Here is an 18,780-nt window from a genome sequence, read left to right as displayed (position 1 = left end):
GTCACGATGACCTTCCACCCGCGGCCCGCCGCCGGGCAGCCCAAGCCGTGGGCGTTCCCCGCCCCCGAGCGGAGCGCCCTGCCCAACGGCCTGACCGTGCTGCGCTGCCACCGGCCCGGCCAGCAGGTCATCGCCGTAGAGGTGAACCTCGCCGCACCGCTGGACGCCGAGCCGGAGGGGCTGGACGGCGTCGCCACCATCATGGCCCGCGCCCTGTCCGAGGGCACCGACAAGCACTCCGCCGAGGAGTTCGCCGCCGAGCTGGAGCGCTGCGGCGCCACCCTCGACGCGCACGCCGACCACCCCGGCCTGCGCGTCTCCCTGGAGGTCCCGGCCTCCCGGCTGGCCAAGGCCCTCGGCCTGCTCGCCGAGGCGCTGCGCGCGCCGGCCTTCGCCGACAGCGAGGTCGACCGCCTCGTCCGCAACCGCCTGGACGAGATCCCGCACGAGCTGGCCAACCCGCAGCGCCGCGCCGCCAAGGAGCTCTACCGGCAGCTCTTCCCGGCCTCCCTGCGGATGTCCCGCCCGCGCCAGGGCACCGAGGAGACCGTCGCCCGGATCGACTCCGCGGCCGTCCGCGCCTTCTACGAGGCGCACGTGCGCCCCGCGACGGCCACCGCGGTGATCGTCGGCGACCTGGCCGGCATCGACCTGGACGCCCTCCTGGCCGACACCCTGGGCGCCTGGACGGGCAACCCGGGGCAGCCCCGCCCCGTGCCCCCGGTGGAGTCCGACGACACCGGCCGCGTCGTCATCGTCGACCGGCCCGGCGCCGTCCAGACCCAGCTGCTGATCGGCCGCACCGGGCCCGACCGGCACGACCGCGTCTGGGCCGCCCAGGTGCTCGGCACGTACTGCCTGGGCGGCACCCTCACCTCGCGCCTGGACAAGGTGCTGCGCGAGGAGAAGGGGTACACGTACGGCGTGCGCGCCTTCGGCCAGGTGCTGCGCTCCACCGCCGACGGCCGGGGCGCCTCGATGCTCGCCATCAGCGGGTCCGTGGACACCCCCAACACCGGGCCGGCGCTGGAGGACCTCTGGAAGGTGCTGCGCACCCTCGCCGAGGGGGGCCTGACGGACGCCGAGCGGGACGTCGCCGTGCAGAACCTGGTGGGCGTGGCCCCGCTGAAGTTCGAGACGGCCGCGGCCGTCGCCGGGACCCTCGCCGACCAGGTCGAGCAGGAGCTGCCGGACGACTACCAGGCGCAGTTGTACGCCCGGCTCGCCGAGACGGGCACCGTGGAGGCGACCACGGCCGTCGTGCAGGCGTTCCCGGTGGACCGGCTGGTCACCGTGCTCGTCGGCGACGCCGCGCAGATCGAGGGGCCGGTGCGCGCGTTGGGCATCGGAGAGGTCACCGTCGTCGGCAACTGACGGGCAACTCCCCAAGGGGCCTCGGCGGCTTGTCCGCCGGGGCCCTTTGTGTCCGGTTTTGCTGCGGAGGTTGCCCGTATGCGGTGTGGCGTGCGCAACAAAAGGCCGTGACCATTTGGTGATTGACTGATGATCCGCCTAGCGTCGGCCGTGCTGTCCGTCAGTTGATACGCGCCGCAGCCGCGGCACCGGGCAGCGATCGCCGAGTCCCCGTCAGGCGCGAGCCTGGGGAGCCGGGGACCCACACGTCCCTTGGGGTGAATCGGGCCGCCTCGCAAGAGGTGCCCGTAGGAGACCTTCCTGCTCCGAACCCGTCAGCTAACCCGGTAGGCGAGAGGGAAGGAAAGGATCAGCCTCTCCATGGCCTTTGGCAGCCGTGCCGCCGGCAAGCACCGTGGTTCCAGCCGTCTGAGCCGCAAGACCGCCGGATTCGCCGGCGTCGCCGCCCTCGCCACCACCGGCGTCGTGGGCACCCTCGCCGCCCCGGCCTTCGCCGCGTCGGACAAGGGCCCGTCCATGGAGGACACCGGCCTGAACGCGGTCGTCACCGCGGAGGACGTCGCCGGCCAGATCGAGGCCCAGGCCGACGCCCAGCGGGCCGCCGCCGAGGCCGCCGCCCTGAAGGCGCAGGCCGAGGCCGACGCCAAGGCGCGCGCCGCCGAGGCCAAGCAGAAGGCCGAGGAGAAGGCGAAGGCCGAGCGCGAGGCCGCCGAGCGCGCCGCCCGCGAGGAGGAGCGCAAGCGCCTCAACACCTTCGTCTCCCCGCTCGCCGGCTCCTACGTCAGCACCCAGTACCGCGCCGGCGGCGGCATGTGGTCCTCCGGCAGCCACACCGGCATCGACTTCCACGCCGACGAGGGCTCCGTCGTCCGCGCCGTCGGCCTCGGCACCGTCGTCGAGGCCGGCTGGGGCGGCGCCTACGGCAACAACGTCGTCATCCGGCACGCCGACGGCACCTACACCCAGTACGGCCACCTCAACTCGCTGAGCGTCTCGGTCGGCCAGCAGGTCACCCCGGGCCAGCAGATCGGCCTCTCCGGCTCGACGGGCAACTCCAGCGGCCCGCACCTGCACTTCGAGGCCCGCACCGGCGCCAAGTACGGCTCGGACATCGACCCGATCGCCTACCTGCGCAGCCACGGCGTCAGCCTCTGACCCCTCGCAGCAGCCTGTTTTGAAGGCCCCGGCTCGCCGAGCCGGGGCCTTCGCGCTGCCCGGGACGCCGATTTCCGGCCGCCGCACCCCGGCCGAAATACCGCTGATTTCCTGCCGCCCTCGGAAACCGGCGGGAATTGCCATACAGTTTCCGTACGATCCACCACGGCCGCGGCACCGGTGCCGGCCATTTGAAAAAGGGCGGAGGTCCGGTCTTGCGTATTCCCGCGCACGCGGTGTGCACCGCGATCCGCGACGACATCGTCTCCGGGGCGTTCCCGCCGGGCGCCAGGCTCACCGAGGAGCAGCTGGCCCGCCGGTACGGCGTCTCGCGCGTTCCGGTCCGCGAGGCCCTGCGGACCCTGGAGTCCGAGGGCTTCGTGACCAGCCGGCGGCACGCGGGCGCCTGCGTCGCCGAGCCCACCGAGCAGGAGGCCGCCGACCTCCTGGAGATGCGGATGCTGCTGGAGCCGCTCGCGGCCGCCAGGGCCGCGCGGCGGCGCACCGAGGGCCACCTGAAGGTGCTGCGCGGCCTGGTCAGGCTGGGCCAGGAGCGGGCCAGGGGAGGGCAGGGCGAGGACCTGCGGGCCCTCGGCAGCTGGTTCCACGAGACCCTCGCGCAGGCCTCGGCCAGCCCCGGGCTGATCGCCCTGCTCATCCAGATGCGCCACAAGGTCGCCTGGATGTACGCCGTGCAGGCGCCGGAGCGGCCCGTGGAGTGCTGGGCGGAGCACGGTGCGATCACCGACGCGGTGGCCAGGGGGGACGCGGAGCGGGCGCGGGCCCTGACCGCCGGCCACGCCGAACGCACCGCGGGTGCCTACCGGCTGCGCGTGAGGACTTCGCAACCTGCCGTAAACACGGCGGGCCGCTCCTTTTAACAGGGGCCGCGTAGAAATGCGGAAACAAGGGCCGGGAGTCCCTTCCGGCCGCGTCGATTTCCGTGCGCCTTCGGAATCGGCGGTACGCCCGGAACTCCCTCCCGGTCGCGGCCGTGTTCGTCCTCGAATTCCGCGGCGCATTCGCGTGCGCGCATCGCATTCCCGTACCCGCAACGGCGAAGCCGCGGCCGCCGGAGCATCGGCGGCCGCGGCTTCGCGCGAACCGGGTGGAACCCGAAGGGTCAGACGGTCTCGGGAAGCTCCTCAAGACCCTCCGCGACCAGCCGCGCGAGGCGGTCCAGCGCCACCTCCGCGCCCTCGGCGTCCGACGCGAGGACGACCTCCTCGCCGCCCTGGGCGCCCAGGCCCAGCACCGCGAGCATGGAGGCGGCGTTGACGGGGTTCCCGTCCGCCTTCGCGATGGTCACCGGGACGCCCGAAGCGGTCGTCGCCCGGACGAAGATCGAGGCGGGACGAGCGTGCAGGCCCTCGGCCCAGCCGACGTTGACGCGGCGCTCTGCCATGGTGATGCCCTTCAGGTTCTGACGGTTGTCTAGACCACTATCTCACGCGGTCCCCCGTGCTCGGACCGCCGCCGGCCTCGATCTCTTCCGTCCGATCTACCCCGTATTGCACCGGTTCGCACCTCTCCTCGGGCGTGCACCGCGCAGGAGCCCTTCCACCCGCCCTGGGCTTAGGATCACCGCATGACCACCGCGTCGGACCCCTCGTACCCGGCCCACTGGGAAGCGGACGTCGTCCTCCGTGACGGCGGCACCGCACGCATCCGGCCCATCACCCCCGAGGACGCGGGCCGCCTGGTCAGCTTCTACGAGCAGGTCTCCGACGAGTCGAAGTACTACCGGTTCTTCGCCCCCTACCCCCGGCTCTCCGACCGCGACGTGCACCGCTTCACCCACCACGACTACGTCGACCGGGTGGGCCTCGCCGCGACCGTCGGCGAGGACTTCATCGGCACCGTCCGCTACGACCGGATCGGCCCCGACGGCCGCCCCGCCTCGGCCCCCGCCGACGAGGCCGAGGTCGCGTTCCTCGTCCAGGACGCCCACCAGGGGCGCGGCGTGGCCTCCGCGCTCCTGGAGCACATCGGCGCGGTCGCCCGCGAACGCGGCATCCGCCGGTTCGCCGCCGAGGTGCTCCCCGCCAACACCCGCATGATCAAGGTGTTCACGGACGCGGGCTACCAGCAGAAGCGCAGCTTCGAGGACGGCGCCGTCCGCCTCACGCTCGACCTGGAGCCCACCGCCGAGTCGCTCGCCGTCCAGCGGGCCCGCGAGCAGCGCGCCGAGGCCCGCTCCGTCCAGCGGCTCCTGGCCCCCGGGTCCGTGGCCGTCATCGGCGTCAGCCGCTCCGGCGGCGGCGTCGGCGCCGCCGCCCTGCGCAACCTCCGCGACAGCGGCTTCCGCGGCCACCTCTACGCCGTCAACGAGGCCCGCGCCCCCGGCATCGAGGGCGACCTCCTGGACGGCGTGCGCGCCTACCGCTCGCTCGCCGAGATCGACGCGCCCGTGGACCTCGCCGTCGTGGCCGTCCCCGCCGCCCGGGTGCCGCAGGTCGTCGCCGACTGCGGCGAGCACGGCGTGCAGGGCCTCGTCGTGCTGTCCGCCGGCTACGCCGAGACCGGCCCCGCCGGCCTGGAGCGCCAACGCGAACTCGTCCGCCAGGTCCGCTCCCACGGGATGCGCCTCATCGGCCCCAACGCCTTCGGAGTGATCAACACCGCGCCCGAGGTCGCGCTCAACGCCTCCCTGGCCCCCGTGCCCGCCCCCGTCCCCGGCCGGATCGGGCTCTTCACCCAGTCCGGCGCCATCGGCATCGCGCTGCTGTCCGCCCTGCTCCGCCGCGGCGAGGGCCTCTCCTCGTTCGTCTCGGCCGGCAACCGCGCCGACGTCTCCGGCAACGACATCCTCCAGTACTGGTACGAGGACGAGGCCACCGACGTCGCCCTCATGTACCTGGAAACCCTCGGCAACCCGCGGAAGTTCACCCGCCTCGCCCGCCGCACCGCGGCCGTCAAGCCCGTCGTCGTCGCCAAGGGCGGCCGCCACACGCCCGCCGGCCACGCCGTCCCCGGCACCCGGCTCCCCGAGGCCACCGTCTCCGCCCTGCTCCGCCAGGCCGGCGTGATCCGCGTCGACACCGTCACCGAGCTCGTCGACGTCGGCCTCCTGCTCGCCTCCCAGCCGGTCCCCGCCGGGCCGCGCGTCGCGATCCTCGGCAACTCCGAATCGCTGGGCTACCTCACCTACGACGCCTGCCTCGCCCAGGGGCTGCGGCCCTCCTCCCCGCTCGACCTGACCACCGCCGCCACCCCCGCCGACTTCGGCAGCGCCGTCTCCGCGGCCCTCGCCTCCGACGCCCACGACGCCGTCGTCGTCACCGCCATCCCCTGGGTCGGCGAGGACACCTGCGCCGAGACCGGGGCCGACGGCCTCGCCGACGCCCTGCGCGACGCCGCGGCCGCCCACCCCGGCAAACCGGTCGCCGTCGTCCACGTCGAGCTCGCCGAGCTCGTCCGGTCCCTTTCCCGCGAGGACGTCCGCATCCCCGCCTACCCGGCCGCCGAGCGGGCCGTGCGGGCGGTCGCCGAAGCCGTGCGCCACGGCCAGTGGCGCCGCGCCAACACCGACACCGGGCACGTCCCCGAGTACGACGACATCGACGAGGCGGGGGCCGCCGCCCAGCTCGCCGCCCTCCTCGCCGGCGGAGCCGGCCCCGACGGCGTGATCACCCTCGCCGACGGCGACGCCGCCGCGCTCCTCGCCCGCTACGGGATCCGCGTCCTGCCCACCCTGCCCGCGCCCACCCCCGACGCCGCCGCCAAGGCCGCCGCGGCCCTCGGCTACCCCGTCGCCCTCAAGACCACCGCCCCGCACCTGCGCCACCGCGCCGACCTCGGCGGCGTCCGCCTGGACCTCACCACCGAGGCCGAGCTGCGCCGCTCGTACGACGAGCTGACCGAGCTCCTCGGCAGCCCCGCCGAGCTGCAGCCCGTCGTGCAGGCCATGGTGCCGCGCGGCGTCGACACCGTCGTCCGCTCCGTCATCGACCCGGCCGCCGGCGCCGTCCTCTCCTTCGGCCTGGCCGGAGTCGCCTCCGAGCTGCTCGGCGACACCGCCCACCGGCTCGTCCCCGCCACCGACCGGGACGCCGCCGGACTGATCCGCTCCATCCGCACCGCCCCCCTCCTCTTCGGCTGGCGAGGCAGCGACCCCGTCGACACCCCCGCCCTGGAAGAGCTGCTGCTGCGGCTGTCCCGGCTCGTCGACGACCACCCGGAAGTGGTCGGCGTCACCCTCGAACCCGTCGTCGTCGCCACCGAGGGCCTCTCCGTCCTCAGCGCCGCGGTCCGCATCGCCCACCCGCCCGCCCGCACCGACCTCGGCCCGCGCACCCTCCCCAGCTACTGAGGACCCCGGGGGCGTCCCGAGGCGGCCTGGGCGCCCCGTACGGGCCTTAGGATGGACCCCATGGCGAAATCCGGTACGACGACCCAGGGGCTGCGCACGGCGATCGAGCGCAGCGGCTACTACCCGGCCCTCGTGGCCGAGGCCGTGGAGGCCGCGGTGGGCGGCGAGCCGATCTCGTCGTACCTGGTCCACCAGGAGACGACCTTCGACTCCAACGAGGTGCGCCGGCACGTCACCGTGCTCGTCCTGACCGGCAACCGCTTCATCGTGAGCCACACCGACGAGCAGGCCGCCGACGCGGGCTCCCCCTCGCCGTACGCGACCACCTCCACCGAGTCGGTGAAGCTGGCCAGCATCTCCTCGGTGGTGCTCAGCCGCGTCGTCGCCAACCCCGAGTCGTACACCCCGGGCACCCTGCCGCGCGAGGTCGTCCTGACCATCGGCTGGGGAGCCGTCTCGCGCATCGACCTCGAACCCGCCGCCTGCGGCGACCCCAACTGCGACTCCGACCACGGCTACACCGGCAACTCCACCGCCGACGACCTCAGCCTCCGCGTGAGCGAGGCGGGCGACGGCCCCGAGGCCGTACGCCAGACCCTGCTCTTCGCTCAGGCCCTCTCCGAGGCGACCGCGGCCACGGCCGCCGGCACCGCCCGCTGATGTCCCACTCCGCACCGCCGAACTGGGACGAGCCCGAGCTGCTGGACCTCGCCGGCGCGCCCGTCCCGCAGTACGGGGCCGGCTCGCTCGCCGACCTGCTGCCGACCCTCGCCGCAGGCCAGGGAGTCCCCGGCTTCACCGCCGCCATCGCCGAGCTGGCCCCCGCCGACCGGAACTGCGTCTTCCTCGTCGACGGCATGGGCTGGGAGCAGATCAAGGCCCACCCCGCCGAAGCCCCCTTCCTGACCTCCCTGCTCGGCACCTCCCGCGGCGGCACCGGCCGCCCCCTCACCGCCGGCTTCCCGGCGACCACGGCCACCTCGCTGGCGTCCGTCGGCACCGGCCTGCCGCCCGCCCGGCACGGCCTTCCCGGCTACGCCGTCCGCAACCCCGGCACCGGCGAGCTGATGAACCAGCTTCGCTGGAACCCGTGGACCCCGCCGCGCCCCTGGCAGCCGTACCCGACCGTCTTCCAGCTCGCCGACGCGGCCGGCGTGGCCACGGCCCAGGTCTCCTCGCCCGCCTTCCAGACCACCCCGCTCACCCAGATCGCGCTCAGCGGCGGCACCTTCCACGGCCGGATGACCGGCGAGGAGCGGATGGACCTCACCGCGGACCGCCTCGCCGCGGGCGACCGCTCGCTGGTGTACACGTACTACAGCGAGCTCGACGGCGCCGGCCACCGCCACGGTGTCGACTCCGACGCCTGGCGCGGCCAGCTGATGTACGTCGACCGGCTGGTGCAGCGGCTCGCCGAGCAGCTGCCGCCCCGGACCGCCCTGTACGTGACCGCCGACCACGGCATGGTGGACATCCCCTTCGACGAGGACTCCCGGATCGACTTCGACGAGGACTGGGAGCTGGGCGCGGGTGTCGCCCTGCTCGGCGGCGAGGGCCGCGCCCGGCACGTGTACGCGGTCCCGGGCGCCGAGGCCGACGTCCTGACCGTGTGGCGCGAGGTGCTCGGGGACCGGTTCTGGGTCGCCGGCCGCGAAGAGGCCCTCGAACTCGGCTGGTTCGGGCCGCCAGGGGAGTGCGACGAGCGCGTCCTCGGCCGGATCGGCGACGTGGTCGCCGCCGCCCACGCCGATGTCGCGATCACGGCGTCCCAGGCCGAGCCGAACGAGTCCGCGCTGGCCGGCATGCACGGCTCGATGACCCCCGCCGAGCAGCTCGTCCCGCTGCTCGAGATCCGCACCTGACCCCGCCGCCACCCGCACCTCCCTCCGCGCCCGTACGCCCGTCCGCCGACCACGACCCGAAAGGTCCCGTTCCCTCCATGCCCGAATTGGTGTTTTTCTCCGGAACCATGGACTGCGGAAAGAGCACGCTGGCGCTCCAGATCACCCACAACCGCTCGGCCCGCGGCCTCCAGGGCGTCATCTTCACCCGCCAGGACCGGGCCGGCGAGGGCAAGCTCTCCTCGCGCCTGGGCCTGGTGACGGACGCGGTGGAGGTCGGCGACGCGATGGAACTGTACGCCTACCTCGTCGGCGAGCTCTCCCGGGGCGGCAGGGCGGACTACGTCATCGTCGACGAGGCGCAGTTCCTCGCGCCCGAGCAGATCGACCAGCTGGCCCGTATCGTCGACGACCTCGACATGGACGTCTTCGCGTTCGGCATCACCACCGACTTCCGCACCAAGCTCTTCCCCGGCTCGCAGCGGCTCATCGAGCTCGCCGACCGGATCGAGCAGCTCCAGGTCGAGGCCCTGTGCTGGTGCGGGGCCCGCGCCACGCACAACGCCCGCACGGTGGGCGGGCGGATGGTCGTCGAGGGCGCCCAGGTCGTCGTCGGGGACGTCAACCGGCCTGCGGAGGAGGTCGGTTACGAGGTGCTGTGCCGCCGGCACCACCGGCGCCGGATGACCTCGGCCTCCGCGCACGCCGCCGCGCTCTCCCCGGACGTCCTGCCGGTGGGCCGCGCCTGAGCGGTGCAGGGCGGCCCCGCGCGGCAGGTCAGGCGGGGCGCCGCTCGACCAGGGCGAGGAGCGCGCCCTCCGGGTCCGCGACCGTGGCGACCCTGCCCGTGAGTCCCTCGCGGGGCGGCTGGACCACGCTCCCGCCAAGGCGGCGGACCTGCGCGGCGGCGGCGTCGGCGTCGTCGACGGCGAAGTACGTCATCCAGTGCGGTCCCCGGTCGTGCGGCAGCGAGCGGCCCACCCCGTGCACCGCGGCGACCGGCCGGCCGTCCAGCAGCAGGGTCAGGTAGTCGAAGTCCGCGCCGGCCGCGAGGTCCTCGGGGGCGGCGCCGTGCTCCGCCACGTGCCCGAAGACGTGCGCGTAGAACTTGCCCACGGTCGAGGTGTCCTGGGTGACCAGCTCGGCCCACACGGGCGTCCCGTGGGGCCCGGACAGCTGGGTTCCGGCGCTGCCGTCGGCCTGCCAGATCCCGAGGACCGCCCCCAGCGGGTCGGAGCAGATCACGAGGCGGCCGGCGCCCCCCGCGTCGAGGGGCCCGACGGCGACGGTCCCGCCGCAGGACCGGACGGACTCCGCCGCCGTGTCGACGTCGTCGGTGGCGAAGTACGTCGTCCAGGCCACCGGGAGGTCCCGGTCCGGCGGCATCTCCCCGATGCCGGCGACCTCGCGGCCGTCGAGCAGGGCGCGGACGTACGGCCCGAAGGGGGCGGGGCCGGGCTCGTACTCCCACCCGAACAGCTCGCCGTAGAACGCCTCGGCGGTGCCGAGGGCGTGGACCATCAGACTCGACCAGCAGGGTGTGCCGGGCGGGCGCCGCGTGTCCTGCACTGCGTCGGTCATGTAAGCCGTCTCCTCGGTCGTCGGACATCGGGACCAGATGGTTCCACCCCGCCCGCTCCGGCGCGCCCCGACCCGGCCGAGAATCGCTGGAGCGGGCGGAGATGACCGGATCAGTGCGCCTGTCGGTGCCGGTGGTGCCCCCGTGCGCCCCCGCGGGGGAGGAGGATGGGTCGTATGACTGCGAACTCTGCGATTGTCTCCGCGTCCGCCCTCGCCGCGGAACTGGCCGGTCCGCGGCCGCCGGTGCTCCTCGACGTCCGCTGGCAGCTGGGCGGCCCGAACCAGCGCCCCGCCTACGACGCCGGCCATCTGCCGGGGGCCGTGTACGTGGACCTCGACCGCGAACTGGCAGGTCCGCCGGGGGCGGGCGGGCGGCACCCGCTGCCCGACGCGGAGGAGTTCGGGGCCGTGATGCGGCGCGCCGGGGTCTGCGCGGACGTCCCGGTCGTCGTCTGCGACGGCGGGCAGGGGTGGGCGGCGGCGCGCGCCTGGTGGCTGCTGCGCTGGACCGGGCACCCGCACGTGCGGGTCCTGGACGGCGGCCTGGCCGCCTGGACGGCCGCCGGAGGCGCGGTGACATCGGAACCCGCGGCCCCGGTCCAAGGCGATTTCAAGCCAACTCCCGGCGCAATGGGGCTGCTCGACGCCGACGGGGCGGCCGCCCTGGCCCGCGAGGGGGTCCTGCTGGACGCGCGGGCGGGGGAGCGGTACCGCGGCGAGGTCGAGCCGATCGACCCGGTCGGCGGCCACATCCCCGGCGCGCTGTCGGCGCCGACGACGGACAACCTGGGCCCGGACGGGCTGTTCCTGCCCGCCGCCGAACTGCGGGCGCGCTTCGCGGGGCTGGGCGCCGCGGGCGGGGCCCCGGTCGGCGTGTACTGCGGCTCGGGCGTCTCCGGGGCGCACGAAGTGCTGGCGCTGGAGGTGGCGGGGATCGGCGCCGCGCTGTACGCGGGCAGCTGGTCGGAGTGGTCCGCGGACCCGGAGCGGCCGGTGGCCACCGGGCCGGACCCGCAGTAGCGCGCGGCACACCGGCCCGCCCGCCCGGTGGGGTGCGGCGGGCCGGTCCGTACGCCGGGTCTACTCCTGCTTCTTGCGCCGGGTGCCGAAGACGATCTCGTCCCAGCTCGGCACCGCCGCGCGGCGGCCCGGGCGGACGCCGTCCGCCTCCGCCTGGCGGTCGGTGGTGCCCGTCAGGCGGTCGCGGTGGCCGGCCACCGTGCGCGGCATCAGCACGTCCGCGTACGCGGTGCCCGCGCCCGCGGACGCCGAGGCGGCCGGGGGCTCCTCCGCCTCCGCCTCCTCGGCGGGGGTGTCGGTGCGTTCGGGGACGACGAGGTCGCCGCGGAAGCTCGGGACCGCCTCCAGCAGGCTCGTCAGCGAGTCCCGCTCCTCCTCCGGCTCCGGCGCGGGCGCGACGGGCCGCTCGGGCCGGTCGGGCGTGCGGTCGAGGGGCCGGTCCCGCGGCAGGCGCGCGATGCGCGGCACGAAGGGGAAGCTGGGCTCGGGGGCGGCCGGCAGGTCGTCCGCCTCGCCGATCAGCGAGCGGGCCTCGTCGTCCACGGCGACGACGAGGCGGCGCGGCGGGTCGTAGGTCCAGCTCGCGGAGTGCGTCTCGCCCGCCACGCGGTAGACGAGCAGGACCTCCCAGGTGCCGTCGTCGCGGCGCCAGGAGTCCCACTGGACGGTGTCCTTGTCGACGCCGCGCAGCAGCAGGCGCTCCTGGACGGCCTCGCCGAGCTGCGGTCCGGTGTTCTCGCCCGGTCGGCGCACGGGCGTCTTGCGGGCGCGCTCGGCCATGAACGCGCGCTCGGCCAGCACCGGCCCCTCGAAGCGGCGCACGCGGTCGACGGGGATGCCGGCGAGCTGGGCGACCTCCTCAGCGGAGGCACCGGCCCGTATGCGCGCCTGGATGTCGCGGGGCCGGAGGTGGCTCTCGACCTCGATCTCGATCTGGTTCAGGCGCGCGCGGTCGTTGCGCACGGCAGCCCGAAGCCGCTCGTCGATCGGAAGCGTGTACTCCGTGCTGTCCGCAGCCTTGAGCACCAGTCGTGTGCCGTCATTCGAGACGGCCACGACACGCAGTTCGGGCATGGGGACCTCCCGGGTGGTGCCTGCCGACGTCACGTGCGTCGCTGCTTCCGCTAGTCGAGTGTGGCCTGCCCGGGTGCAGCCTGCCACAACCTTGCCGAGTTCAACCGGCGTGTCGGGCATGCGCCCTTGATCGCCGTTATGGCACGGTTACCTGTTGGGCACACACAGTGACCGATTGGTTACTGTGCGTACAGGCGCCCGTGCGCTGTCGCGGCATCACCGGTCCGAGTGCCGCATGTCCGTTCAGCCGGCCCCCTCACCCGGGTCCGGACAGCCGAAAGGAAGGACGGCCCCAGGGCTCGCCACAGTACTCCATTCGGGCCACCTCGGTGGACCGCCGCGCCGCCGAACGTGTCACCGGCGGTGCAGTTCGGGCTGCCCGGGATCCGGCCGGACCCGCAACCGCGCCCCATTTCGGGCGTCTTGCTCCATGGAATCGCCGGAAACGGAACCTCCTCTTACTCCGTGTGGCGGACCCCCTGCCGCCCCGTCACCGCCCGGCCGCCACCGGTGTGATGGAGATCGCGGGCGGCCCGGCGGCCCGGAAGGGGGGGTCAGTCCCCGAGGACCCGGCGCAGGTAGTCGTTGCCGAAGAGCCGATCGGGGTCCAGCCGGTCGCGCAGCGCGGTGAACTCCCCGAACCGGGGGTAGGCGGCGGCCAGGTACTCCGCGCCGCGGGTGTGCACCTTGCCCCAGTGCGGGCGGCCCCCGTACGAGGTGAAGATGCGCTCGGCGGCCGTGAAGTACGCCTGGTACGGGGTGCCCCGGTACATGTGCACCGCGATGTACGCGGTCTCCCGCCCCGAGGCCGTGGACAGCGTGATGCCGTCCGCCGGCGCCGTGCGGACCTCGACGGGGAAGCTGATCCGCAGCCGGGAGCGGTCGACCGCCGCCTTCAGCTCCCGCAGGGCCTCGACCGCGTGCTCGCGCGGGAGGGCGTACTCCATCTCCACGAACCGGACCCGGCGGGGGCTGGTGAAGACCTTGTACGGGATGTCCGTGTAGGTGCGGGCGGACAGGGCGCGGCTGGCCACGCGCGCGATGGCGGGGATGGCCGCCGGGACCGCACGCCCCAGGGAGTTGACGACCTGGAAGACGCCGTTCGACAGCAGCTCGTCCTCGATCCAGGCGCTCACCGGTCCGGGAGGGGCGGCGGGGCCCTGGCTGCGGTTGTTGCGCTTGGTGTTGCAGTTGCCGGTGTGGGGGAACCAGTAGAACTCGAAGTGCTCGTTCTCCGCGACGTGCTCGTCGAACTCGGCGGTCACCCGGTCGAAGCGCATCGGCTCCTCACGGGCGGTCAGGTGGAAGAGGGGCTCCACCGCGAAGGTGAGGGCCGTGGTGATCCCGAGCGCGCCGAGGCCGACCCGGGCGGCCGCGAAGACCTCGGGGTCCTCCTTCTCCGAACAGGCCAGCAGCCGCCCGTCCGCCGTGACCATCTCCAGGCCGCGGAGCTGGGCGGCGAGGGAGGCGGAGTCGCGGCCGGTGCCGTGGGTGCCGGTGGAGACGGCCCCGGAGACCGTCTGCTCCATGATGTCGCCCATGTTGGCGAGCGAGAGGCCCTCGGCCGCCAGGGCCCGGTTGAGGTCCTTCAGCGGCGTTCCCGCCGCGACCGTCGCGGTGCCCGCCGCCCGGTCGATGCCGAGGATGCCGGTGAGCGCCTGCGGGCGCACCATGACGCCGTCGGTGGCGGCGGCCGCGGTGAAGGAGTGGCCGGTGCCGACCGCCTTCACCCGCAGCCCGTCCTCGGCGGCCCGCCGCACCGCCTCCTGCACCTCGCCGACCGATGCCGGGGTCACCACCCGGGCCGGTGCGGCCGTGATGTTCCCGGCCCAGTTACGCCACGAGGCCCCGTACCTTGCCGCTGTCGCCGTCCCCATCGCCCGAGGGCTCCTCCCCTTGCGCCGGCCTCGCGAGCCGGCGGTATCCCGCGAACGCGACCGCCGCCGCGGCGGCCCCCGCCGAGATGGAGACGACGTACCCGCTGCCCGCCCCCGCCGCGTCGACGACCCAGCCGGCCACGGAGGAGCCGAGCGCGACCCCGACCGCGAGGCCGGTGCTGATCCAGGTCATGCCCTCGGTCAGCTTCGCGCGTGGTACGTGCGCCTCGATCAGGGCCATCGTGGTGATCATCGTGGGAGCGATGGCGAGGCCCGAGACGAAGAGCGCCACGGCCAGAATCGGAAGGTTCCCGGCCAGTAGGAGGGGGATCATACTCACGGCCATCGCGCAGATGCCCAGGATCCAGCGGTGTTCGGCCTTGCCCTTGAAGCGGATGAGGCCGAAAGCGATGCCCGCGAGGCAGGATCCGAGCGCCCAGACCGCCAGGACCAGACCCGATGCGGACTTGGCTCCGCGCTCCTCGGCGAAGGCGAGCGTCGCCACGTCGATGGAGCCGAAGATGGCGCCGGTCGCCACGAAGGTGCCGGCGAGCACCTGCAGGCCGGGGGAGCGCAGCGCGGACGACGGGTCGGCCTGGGAGTCGCGGGGGTGCGGCTCGGGCTCGGTGTCGCGCAGCGCCGTCAGCCACCAGACGCCCACCATCAGGCAGGCGAGCGCCACCAGCGGCCCGGCCTCCGGGAACCAGCTCGCAGAGAGCATGGTGGCGAGCGGCGGGCCGAAGATGAAGCACACCTCGTCGACGACGGACTCGAAGGAGTACGCGGTGTGCAGGTGCGGGGTGTCCCGGTGGATGGCGGTCCAGCGGGCGCGGACCATCGAGCCCACGCTGGGGACGCAGCCGGCGGCGACGGCGAAGAGGAAGAGGGTCCAGTCGGGCCACCCCTGCGACGCGGCGACGAGCAGTCCCGAGACGGCCGCCCCGGCCAGGAGGGTCGCCGGGCGCAGCACGCGCCGCTGGCCGTACTGGTCGACCAGGCGGGAGACCTGCGGGCCGACGACCGCGGCGGAGAGGGCCAGGGTCGCCGTGAGCGCGCCGGCCAGGGTGTAGCGGCCGGTGAGCTCGGAGACCATCGTGAGGATGCCGAGGCCGACCATGGACAGCGGCATGCGGCCGATGAAGCCGGCGACGCTGAACGCCTTGGTGCCGGGCGCGTCGAAGATCGCGCGGTAGGGACTGGGCAAGGTGCGCTCCGTGGGGGACGTCGCTGGCCCATACAGGTTATGACCGCAGGCGGGGCGCTGCACGGTTCCAGACGGTAAGTAAGGCTCACCTTATCCGTGTCGGCCGGGTGGGACGCGGCGGGCCCGGTTCCCCGCGGCGGGCGCCGGGTGGCAGGATGCGACGCATGTCTGACCAGCCCCGCGCCGCAGCCGCCCCCTCGCCGGCCCCAGGGCCCGCAGCGCCCTACGACGCCCTTCTGCTGCTCTCGTTCGGCGGCCCCGAGGGCCCCGACGACGTCGTCCCCTTCCTGGAGAACGTCACCCGCGGGCGCGGCATCCCGCGGGAGCGGCTCAAGGAGGTCGGCAGCCACTACTTCGGCTTCGGCGGCGTCAGCCCGATCAACGCGCAGAACCGCGAGCTGCTGGACGCGCTGCGCAAGGACTTCGCCGAGCACGGGGTGGACGTGCCGGTGTACTGGGGCAACCGGAACTGGGCCCCGTACCTCGACGACGTCATGCGGGAGATGGCCGCCGACGGGCGCCGCCGCATCGCGGTCCTCGCGACCAGCGCGTACGCCTCGTACTCGGGGTGCCGCCAGTACCGCGAGAACCTGGCGGACGCACTGGCGCTGCTGGAGCGGGAGGGCGCGGCGGAGCTGCCGCGGGTCGACAAGCTGCGGCACTACTTCAACCACCCCGGCTTCGTGCAGCCGATGGTCGACGGCGTGCTGGCGGCCCTGGAGCAGCTGCCGCAGGAGGTGCGGGCGGGGGCGCACCTCGCCTTCACCACCCACTCGATCCCGACCGCCGCCGCGGACGCCTCCGGTCCGGCGTCCGGGCACACCGCGGACGGCGAGGGCGGCGCGTACGTCCGGCAGCACCTGGACACGGCCGCCGTGATCGCGGACGCGGTGCGGGCCGGGACGGGCCTGGAGCTGCCCTGGCGGCTGGTCTACCAGTCCCGCAGCGGTGCCCCGCACATCCCCTGGCTGGAGCCGGACATCTGCGACCACCTGGAGGAGCTGCACGCCGCCGGGGCGCCGGCGGTGGTGGTGGTCCCGATCGGCTTCGTCTCCGACCACATGGAGGTCATGTACGACCTCGACACGGAGGCCGCGGCCAAGGCGGCGGAGCTGGGCCTTCCGGCCGTGCGCTCGGCGACCGTGGGCGCCGACCCGCGCTTCGCGGCGGCGGTCCGGGAGCTGCTGCTGGAGCGGGCGGCGGCGGAGCGCGGCGAGGCCGTCGAGCGGTGCGCGCTGGGCCGGCTCGGGCCGAGCCACGACGTGTGCCCGGTGGGCTGCTGCCCGGCGCGCGGCGCCCGGCCGGCGGCGGCCGGCGCCGACAGCCCGTACGCGTAGGGGCGGCGGCATGGCATCGGAGGAGGAGCGGGACGTGCGGGAAGCGCAGGACGGTGCCGCGGCCGTGCCCGCGGGCCTCGCGGAGGAGCTGCTGGACGTGGCGCTGGAGGCCGCCCGGCGGGCCGGCGAGCTGCTGCGGGACGGCCGGCCGGACGACCTGGGGGTCGCGGCCGTCAAGAGCAGCCCCATCGACGTGGTGACCGAGATGGACATCGCGGCGGAGAAGCTGATCACCGGCGTCCTTGAGCGCCGGCGCCCGCAGGACGGCCTGCTCGGCGAGGAGGGCGCGGACCGCCCCGGCACCAGCGGGGTGCGCTGGATCGTGGACCCGCTGGACGGCACCGTGAACTACCTCTACGGCCTGCCGAGCTGGAGCGTGTCGATCGCGGCCGAGTACCGCGGCGAGACCTTGGCCGGCGTCGTGGAGGTGCCGATGCGGGCCGAGACGTTCCGGGCGGTGCGCGGCGGCGGCGCCCGGCTCGGCGGGCAGCGGCTCGCCTGCCGGGAGGCGGCCCCGCTGGACCAGGCCCTGGTGGCCACCGGCTTCGCCTACCTCCAGGTGCGCAAGGAGCAGCAGGCCGAGGTCGTACGGCGGATCCTCCCGCGGGTGCGGGACGTCCGGCGCGGCGGCTCGGCCGCGATCGACCTGTGCGACGTGGCCGCGGGGCGGCTGGACGCGTACTACGAGCGCGGGCTCAACCCCTGGGACCTCGCCGCGGGCGAGCTGATCGCCCGCGAGGCCGGGGCGCTGACCGGCGGGCGGCCGGGCCGTCCGGCCTCCGGGGAGCTGGCGCTCGCCGCGACGCCCGCGGTGTTCGCCGCCCTCGGGCCGCTGCTGGAGGAGGCCGGGGCCTGGCACGACTGACCGGCGCCCCGGTCCGGATCCGGGCATGAAGGGACCCCGGCGGCACGGCGGCCGCCGGGGTCCGGTCGGGTCTCAGCAGGCGGAGACGGGAACTCCGTGCTCGGCGGCGAGGCGCTTGAGGTCCTCCAGCTCCGCCTGTTCCACGTCGGCGAGGAAGTCGTCGCCCGCTTCACGGGCGTGGCGGAGGTCGGACTGCGTGCTCTCGATGCGCTGCAGGAGACCCGCGGTGAATGCGTCCATGGTGGGTTCGCCCCCTCTTCGTGGTCGCGGCGGCACAGGGATGCCCGCCGTCAGGGAGTGGTCGGGGTGTGCTGACGTCCTCCCCTGCACCCTGGGCGCAGAAACCTCTGGAGGCGAGGGAATCCCCAGTTCCGCCCCGGATGCCCTGCCGAGTGGCGCCTTACAGCCGGTTTACGGCCGAAAGGGGCAGGATGGGCGGCGCAATCACACGTGTGCCCTGGGGGCTCGGAGGAAGGAAACGACGTGCGCGTACTCGTCGTCGAGGACGAGCAGCTGCTCGCCGATGCGGTGGCCACCGGACTGCGCCGCGAGGCCATGGCCGTGGACGTCGTGTACGACGGCGCCGCGGCGCTGGAGCGCGTCGGTGTCAACGACTACGACGTCGTCGTCCTCGACCGGGACCTGCCGCTCGTCCACGGGGACGACGTCTGCCGCAGGATCGTCGAGCTCGGCATGCCGACGCGCGTGCTGATGCTGACGGCCTCGGGGGACGTCAGCGACCGCGTGGAGGGCCTGGAGCTGGGGGCGGACGACTACCTGCCCAAGCCGTTCGCGTTCAGCGAGCTGACCGCCCGCGTGCGGGCGCTGGGCCGGCGCACCACGGTCGCCCTGCCGCCCGTGCTGGAGCGCGCCGGGATCCGGCTCGACCCGAACCGGCGCGAGGTGTTCCGCGAGGGCCGCGAGGTGCAGCTGGCCCCGAAGGAGTTCGCGGTGCTGGAGGTGCTCATGCGCAGCGAGGGCACCGTGGTCTCCGCCGAGCAGCTGCTGGAGAAGGCATGGGACGAGAACACCGACCCCTTCACCAACGTGGTGCGGGTGACGGTCATGACCCTGCGGCGCAAGCTCGGGGAGCCCCCGGTCATCGTGACCGTCCCGGGTTCCGGCTACCGGATCTGACGC

At 74.5% G+C, this 18,780-nt stretch carries 17 protein-coding genes and 1 riboswitch; of the genes, 11 read left to right on the top strand and 6 right to left on the bottom strand.

Going from position 1 to position 18,780, the window contains the following annotated elements:
• The first annotated feature begins 6 nt into the window (after positions 1-6).
• From ACZ462_RS09550 to ACZ462_RS09540, 3 genes are all read left to right on the top strand, one after another.
• On the top strand, positions 7-1,374 hold the full coding sequence (locus ACZ462_RS09550) for a M16 family metallopeptidase (protein ID WP_467804605.1): 1,368 nt from the start codon (positions 7-9) through the stop codon (positions 1,372-1,374).
• Between the two features lie 190 nt (positions 1,375-1,564).
• Positions 1,565-1,722, top strand: a riboswitch (cyclic di-AMP (ydaO/yuaA leader).
• Between the two features lie 12 nt (positions 1,723-1,734).
• Complete coding sequence (locus tag ACZ462_RS09545; protein ID WP_467804538.1) at positions 1,735-2,529, top strand: M23 family metallopeptidase; 795 nt, start codon at positions 1,735-1,737, stop codon at positions 2,527-2,529.
• 215 nt (positions 2,530-2,744) lie between these two features.
• Entirely contained in the window at positions 2,745-3,410 is a 666-nt protein-coding gene (locus tag ACZ462_RS09540; RefSeq protein ID WP_467804537.1) for a GntR family transcriptional regulator, read from the top strand.
• Positions 3,411-3,652: 242 nt separating this feature from the next.
• Here ACZ462_RS09540 and ACZ462_RS09535 read toward each other — a convergent pair whose 3' ends face one another.
• Entirely contained in the window at positions 3,653-3,934 is a 282-nt protein-coding gene (locus ACZ462_RS09535) for an HPr family phosphocarrier protein (RefSeq protein WP_467804536.1), read from the bottom strand.
• A gap of 183 nt (positions 3,935-4,117) precedes the next feature.
• Here ACZ462_RS09535 and ACZ462_RS09530 point away from each other — a divergent pair, with 183 nt between their 5' ends.
• The 4 genes from ACZ462_RS09530 to ACZ462_RS09515 all read left to right on the top strand — a co-directional run bounded on the left by ACZ462_RS09530 (position 4,118) and on the right by ACZ462_RS09515 (position 9,431).
• Complete coding sequence (locus ACZ462_RS09530) at positions 4,118-6,841, top strand: bifunctional acetate--CoA ligase family protein/GNAT family N-acetyltransferase (RefSeq protein ID WP_467804535.1); 2,724 nt, start codon at positions 4,118-4,120, stop codon at positions 6,839-6,841.
• 51 nt (positions 6,842-6,892) lie between these two features.
• Entirely contained in the window at positions 6,893-7,501 is a 609-nt protein-coding gene (locus ACZ462_RS09525) for a DUF5998 family protein (protein WP_189811159.1), read from the top strand.
• Positions 7,501-8,703 carry an alkaline phosphatase family protein gene (locus ACZ462_RS09520; protein ID WP_467804533.1) on the top strand — a complete coding sequence of 401 codons (1,203 nt, stop codon included), beginning with the start codon at positions 7,501-7,503 and terminating at the stop codon, positions 8,701-8,703. The genes ACZ462_RS09525 and ACZ462_RS09520 overlap by 1 nt, the downstream gene beginning before the upstream one ends.
• A 77-nt stretch (positions 8,704-8,780) precedes the next feature.
• Positions 8,781-9,431 (top strand): thymidine kinase, encoded by a 651-nt coding sequence (locus ACZ462_RS09515; protein WP_467804532.1) that lies wholly within the window; start codon positions 8,781-8,783, stop codon positions 9,429-9,431.
• 28 nt (positions 9,432-9,459) lie between these two features.
• Here the strand turns inward: ACZ462_RS09515 and ACZ462_RS09510 are convergent, their stop codons facing one another.
• The gene (locus ACZ462_RS09510) at positions 9,460-10,263 is read right to left on the bottom strand and encodes a VOC family protein (RefSeq protein ID WP_467804531.1); all 804 of its coding nucleotides are present in this window, start codon (positions 10,261-10,263) and stop codon (positions 9,460-9,462) included.
• 174 nt (positions 10,264-10,437) lie between these two features.
• On the opposite strand from ACZ462_RS09510, the gene ACZ462_RS09505 reads away from it, so the two are divergent.
• Entirely contained in the window at positions 10,438-11,283 is an 846-nt protein-coding gene (locus ACZ462_RS09505) for a sulfurtransferase (protein ID WP_467804529.1), read from the top strand.
• Positions 11,284-11,343: 60 nt separating this feature from the next.
• Here ACZ462_RS09505 and sepH read toward each other — a convergent pair whose 3' ends face one another.
• From sepH to ACZ462_RS09490, 3 genes are all read right to left on the bottom strand, one after another.
• Complete coding sequence (sepH, locus tag ACZ462_RS09500; protein WP_467804528.1) at positions 11,344-12,390, bottom strand: septation protein SepH; 1,047 nt, start codon at positions 12,388-12,390, stop codon at positions 11,344-11,346.
• A 521-nt stretch (positions 12,391-12,911) separates the two neighbouring features.
• Positions 12,912-14,234 carry a D-arabinono-1,4-lactone oxidase gene (locus ACZ462_RS09495; protein ID WP_467804527.1) on the bottom strand — a complete coding sequence of 441 codons (1,323 nt, stop codon included), beginning with the start codon at positions 14,232-14,234 and terminating at the stop codon, positions 12,912-12,914.
• Positions 14,191-15,438: an MFS transporter gene (locus ACZ462_RS09490; RefSeq protein WP_467804526.1), complete on the bottom strand. Its 1,248-nt coding sequence runs from the start codon at positions 15,436-15,438 to the stop codon at positions 14,191-14,193. Before ACZ462_RS09490 ends, ACZ462_RS09495 begins: the two co-directional genes overlap by 44 nt.
• 164 nt (positions 15,439-15,602) lie before the next feature.
• Between ACZ462_RS09490 and ACZ462_RS09485 the strand changes: the two genes are divergently transcribed.
• On the top strand, positions 15,603-16,775 hold the full coding sequence (locus tag ACZ462_RS09485) for a ferrochelatase (protein ID WP_467804525.1): 1,173 nt from the start codon (positions 15,603-15,605) through the stop codon (positions 16,773-16,775).
• A gap of 10 nt (positions 16,776-16,785) precedes the next feature.
• Complete coding sequence (locus ACZ462_RS09480) at positions 16,786-17,640, top strand: inositol monophosphatase family protein (protein ID WP_467804524.1); 855 nt, start codon at positions 16,786-16,788, stop codon at positions 17,638-17,640.
• Positions 17,641-17,712: 72 nt separating this feature from the next.
• Here ACZ462_RS09480 and ACZ462_RS09475 read toward each other — a convergent pair whose 3' ends face one another.
• Positions 17,713-17,880: a hypothetical protein gene (locus ACZ462_RS09475; protein ID WP_467804523.1), complete on the bottom strand. Its 168-nt coding sequence runs from the start codon at positions 17,878-17,880 to the stop codon at positions 17,713-17,715.
• Between the two features lie 243 nt (positions 17,881-18,123).
• On the opposite strand from ACZ462_RS09475, the gene ACZ462_RS09470 reads away from it, so the two are divergent.
• Positions 18,124-18,777 carry a response regulator transcription factor gene (locus ACZ462_RS09470; protein ID WP_114054575.1) on the top strand — a complete coding sequence of 218 codons (654 nt, stop codon included), beginning with the start codon at positions 18,124-18,126 and terminating at the stop codon, positions 18,775-18,777.
• Positions 18,778-18,780 lie beyond the last annotated feature (3 nt).

Source organism: Streptomyces sp. NPDC031121 (genome assembly GCF_055570615.1).
The sequence above is the reverse complement of the archived record's forward strand: the minus strand, read 5'-3'. Positions and strand labels throughout refer to the sequence as shown.

Coding starts and splice junctions, on each gene's coding strand:
- ACZ462_RS09550 (WP_467804605.1), top strand. CDS start 7: ATGACCTTCCACCCGCGGCCCGCCGCCGGGCAGCCCAAGCCGTGGGCG.
- ACZ462_RS09520 (WP_467804533.1), top strand. CDS start 7,501: ATGTCCCACTCCGCACCGCCGAACTGGGACGAGCCCGAGCTGCTGGAC.
- ACZ462_RS09475 (WP_467804523.1), bottom strand. CDS start 17,880: ATGGACGCATTCACCGCGGGTCTCCTGCAGCGCATCGAGAGCACGCAG.
- ACZ462_RS09525 (WP_189811159.1), top strand. CDS start 6,893: ATGGACCCCATGGCGAAATCCGGTACGACGACCCAGGGGCTGCGCACG.
- ACZ462_RS09535 (WP_467804536.1), bottom strand. CDS start 3,934: ATGGCAGAGCGCCGCGTCAACGTCGGCTGGGCCGAGGGCCTGCACGCT.
- ACZ462_RS09495 (WP_467804527.1), bottom strand. CDS start 14,234: ATGGGGACGGCGACAGCGGCAAGGTACGGGGCCTCGTGGCGTAACTGG.
- ACZ462_RS09515 (WP_467804532.1), top strand. CDS start 8,781: ATGCCCGAATTGGTGTTTTTCTCCGGAACCATGGACTGCGGAAAGAGC.
- ACZ462_RS09530 (WP_467804535.1), top strand. CDS start 4,118: ATGACCACCGCGTCGGACCCCTCGTACCCGGCCCACTGGGAAGCGGAC.
- ACZ462_RS09545 (WP_467804538.1), top strand. CDS start 1,735: ATGGCCTTTGGCAGCCGTGCCGCCGGCAAGCACCGTGGTTCCAGCCGT.
- ACZ462_RS09505 (WP_467804529.1), top strand. CDS start 10,438: ATGACTGCGAACTCTGCGATTGTCTCCGCGTCCGCCCTCGCCGCGGAA.
- ACZ462_RS09480 (WP_467804524.1), top strand. CDS start 16,786: ATGGCATCGGAGGAGGAGCGGGACGTGCGGGAAGCGCAGGACGGTGCC.
- ACZ462_RS09485 (WP_467804525.1), top strand. CDS start 15,603: ATGTCTGACCAGCCCCGCGCCGCAGCCGCCCCCTCGCCGGCCCCAGGG.
- ACZ462_RS09510 (WP_467804531.1), bottom strand. CDS start 10,263: ATGACCGACGCAGTGCAGGACACGCGGCGCCCGCCCGGCACACCCTGC.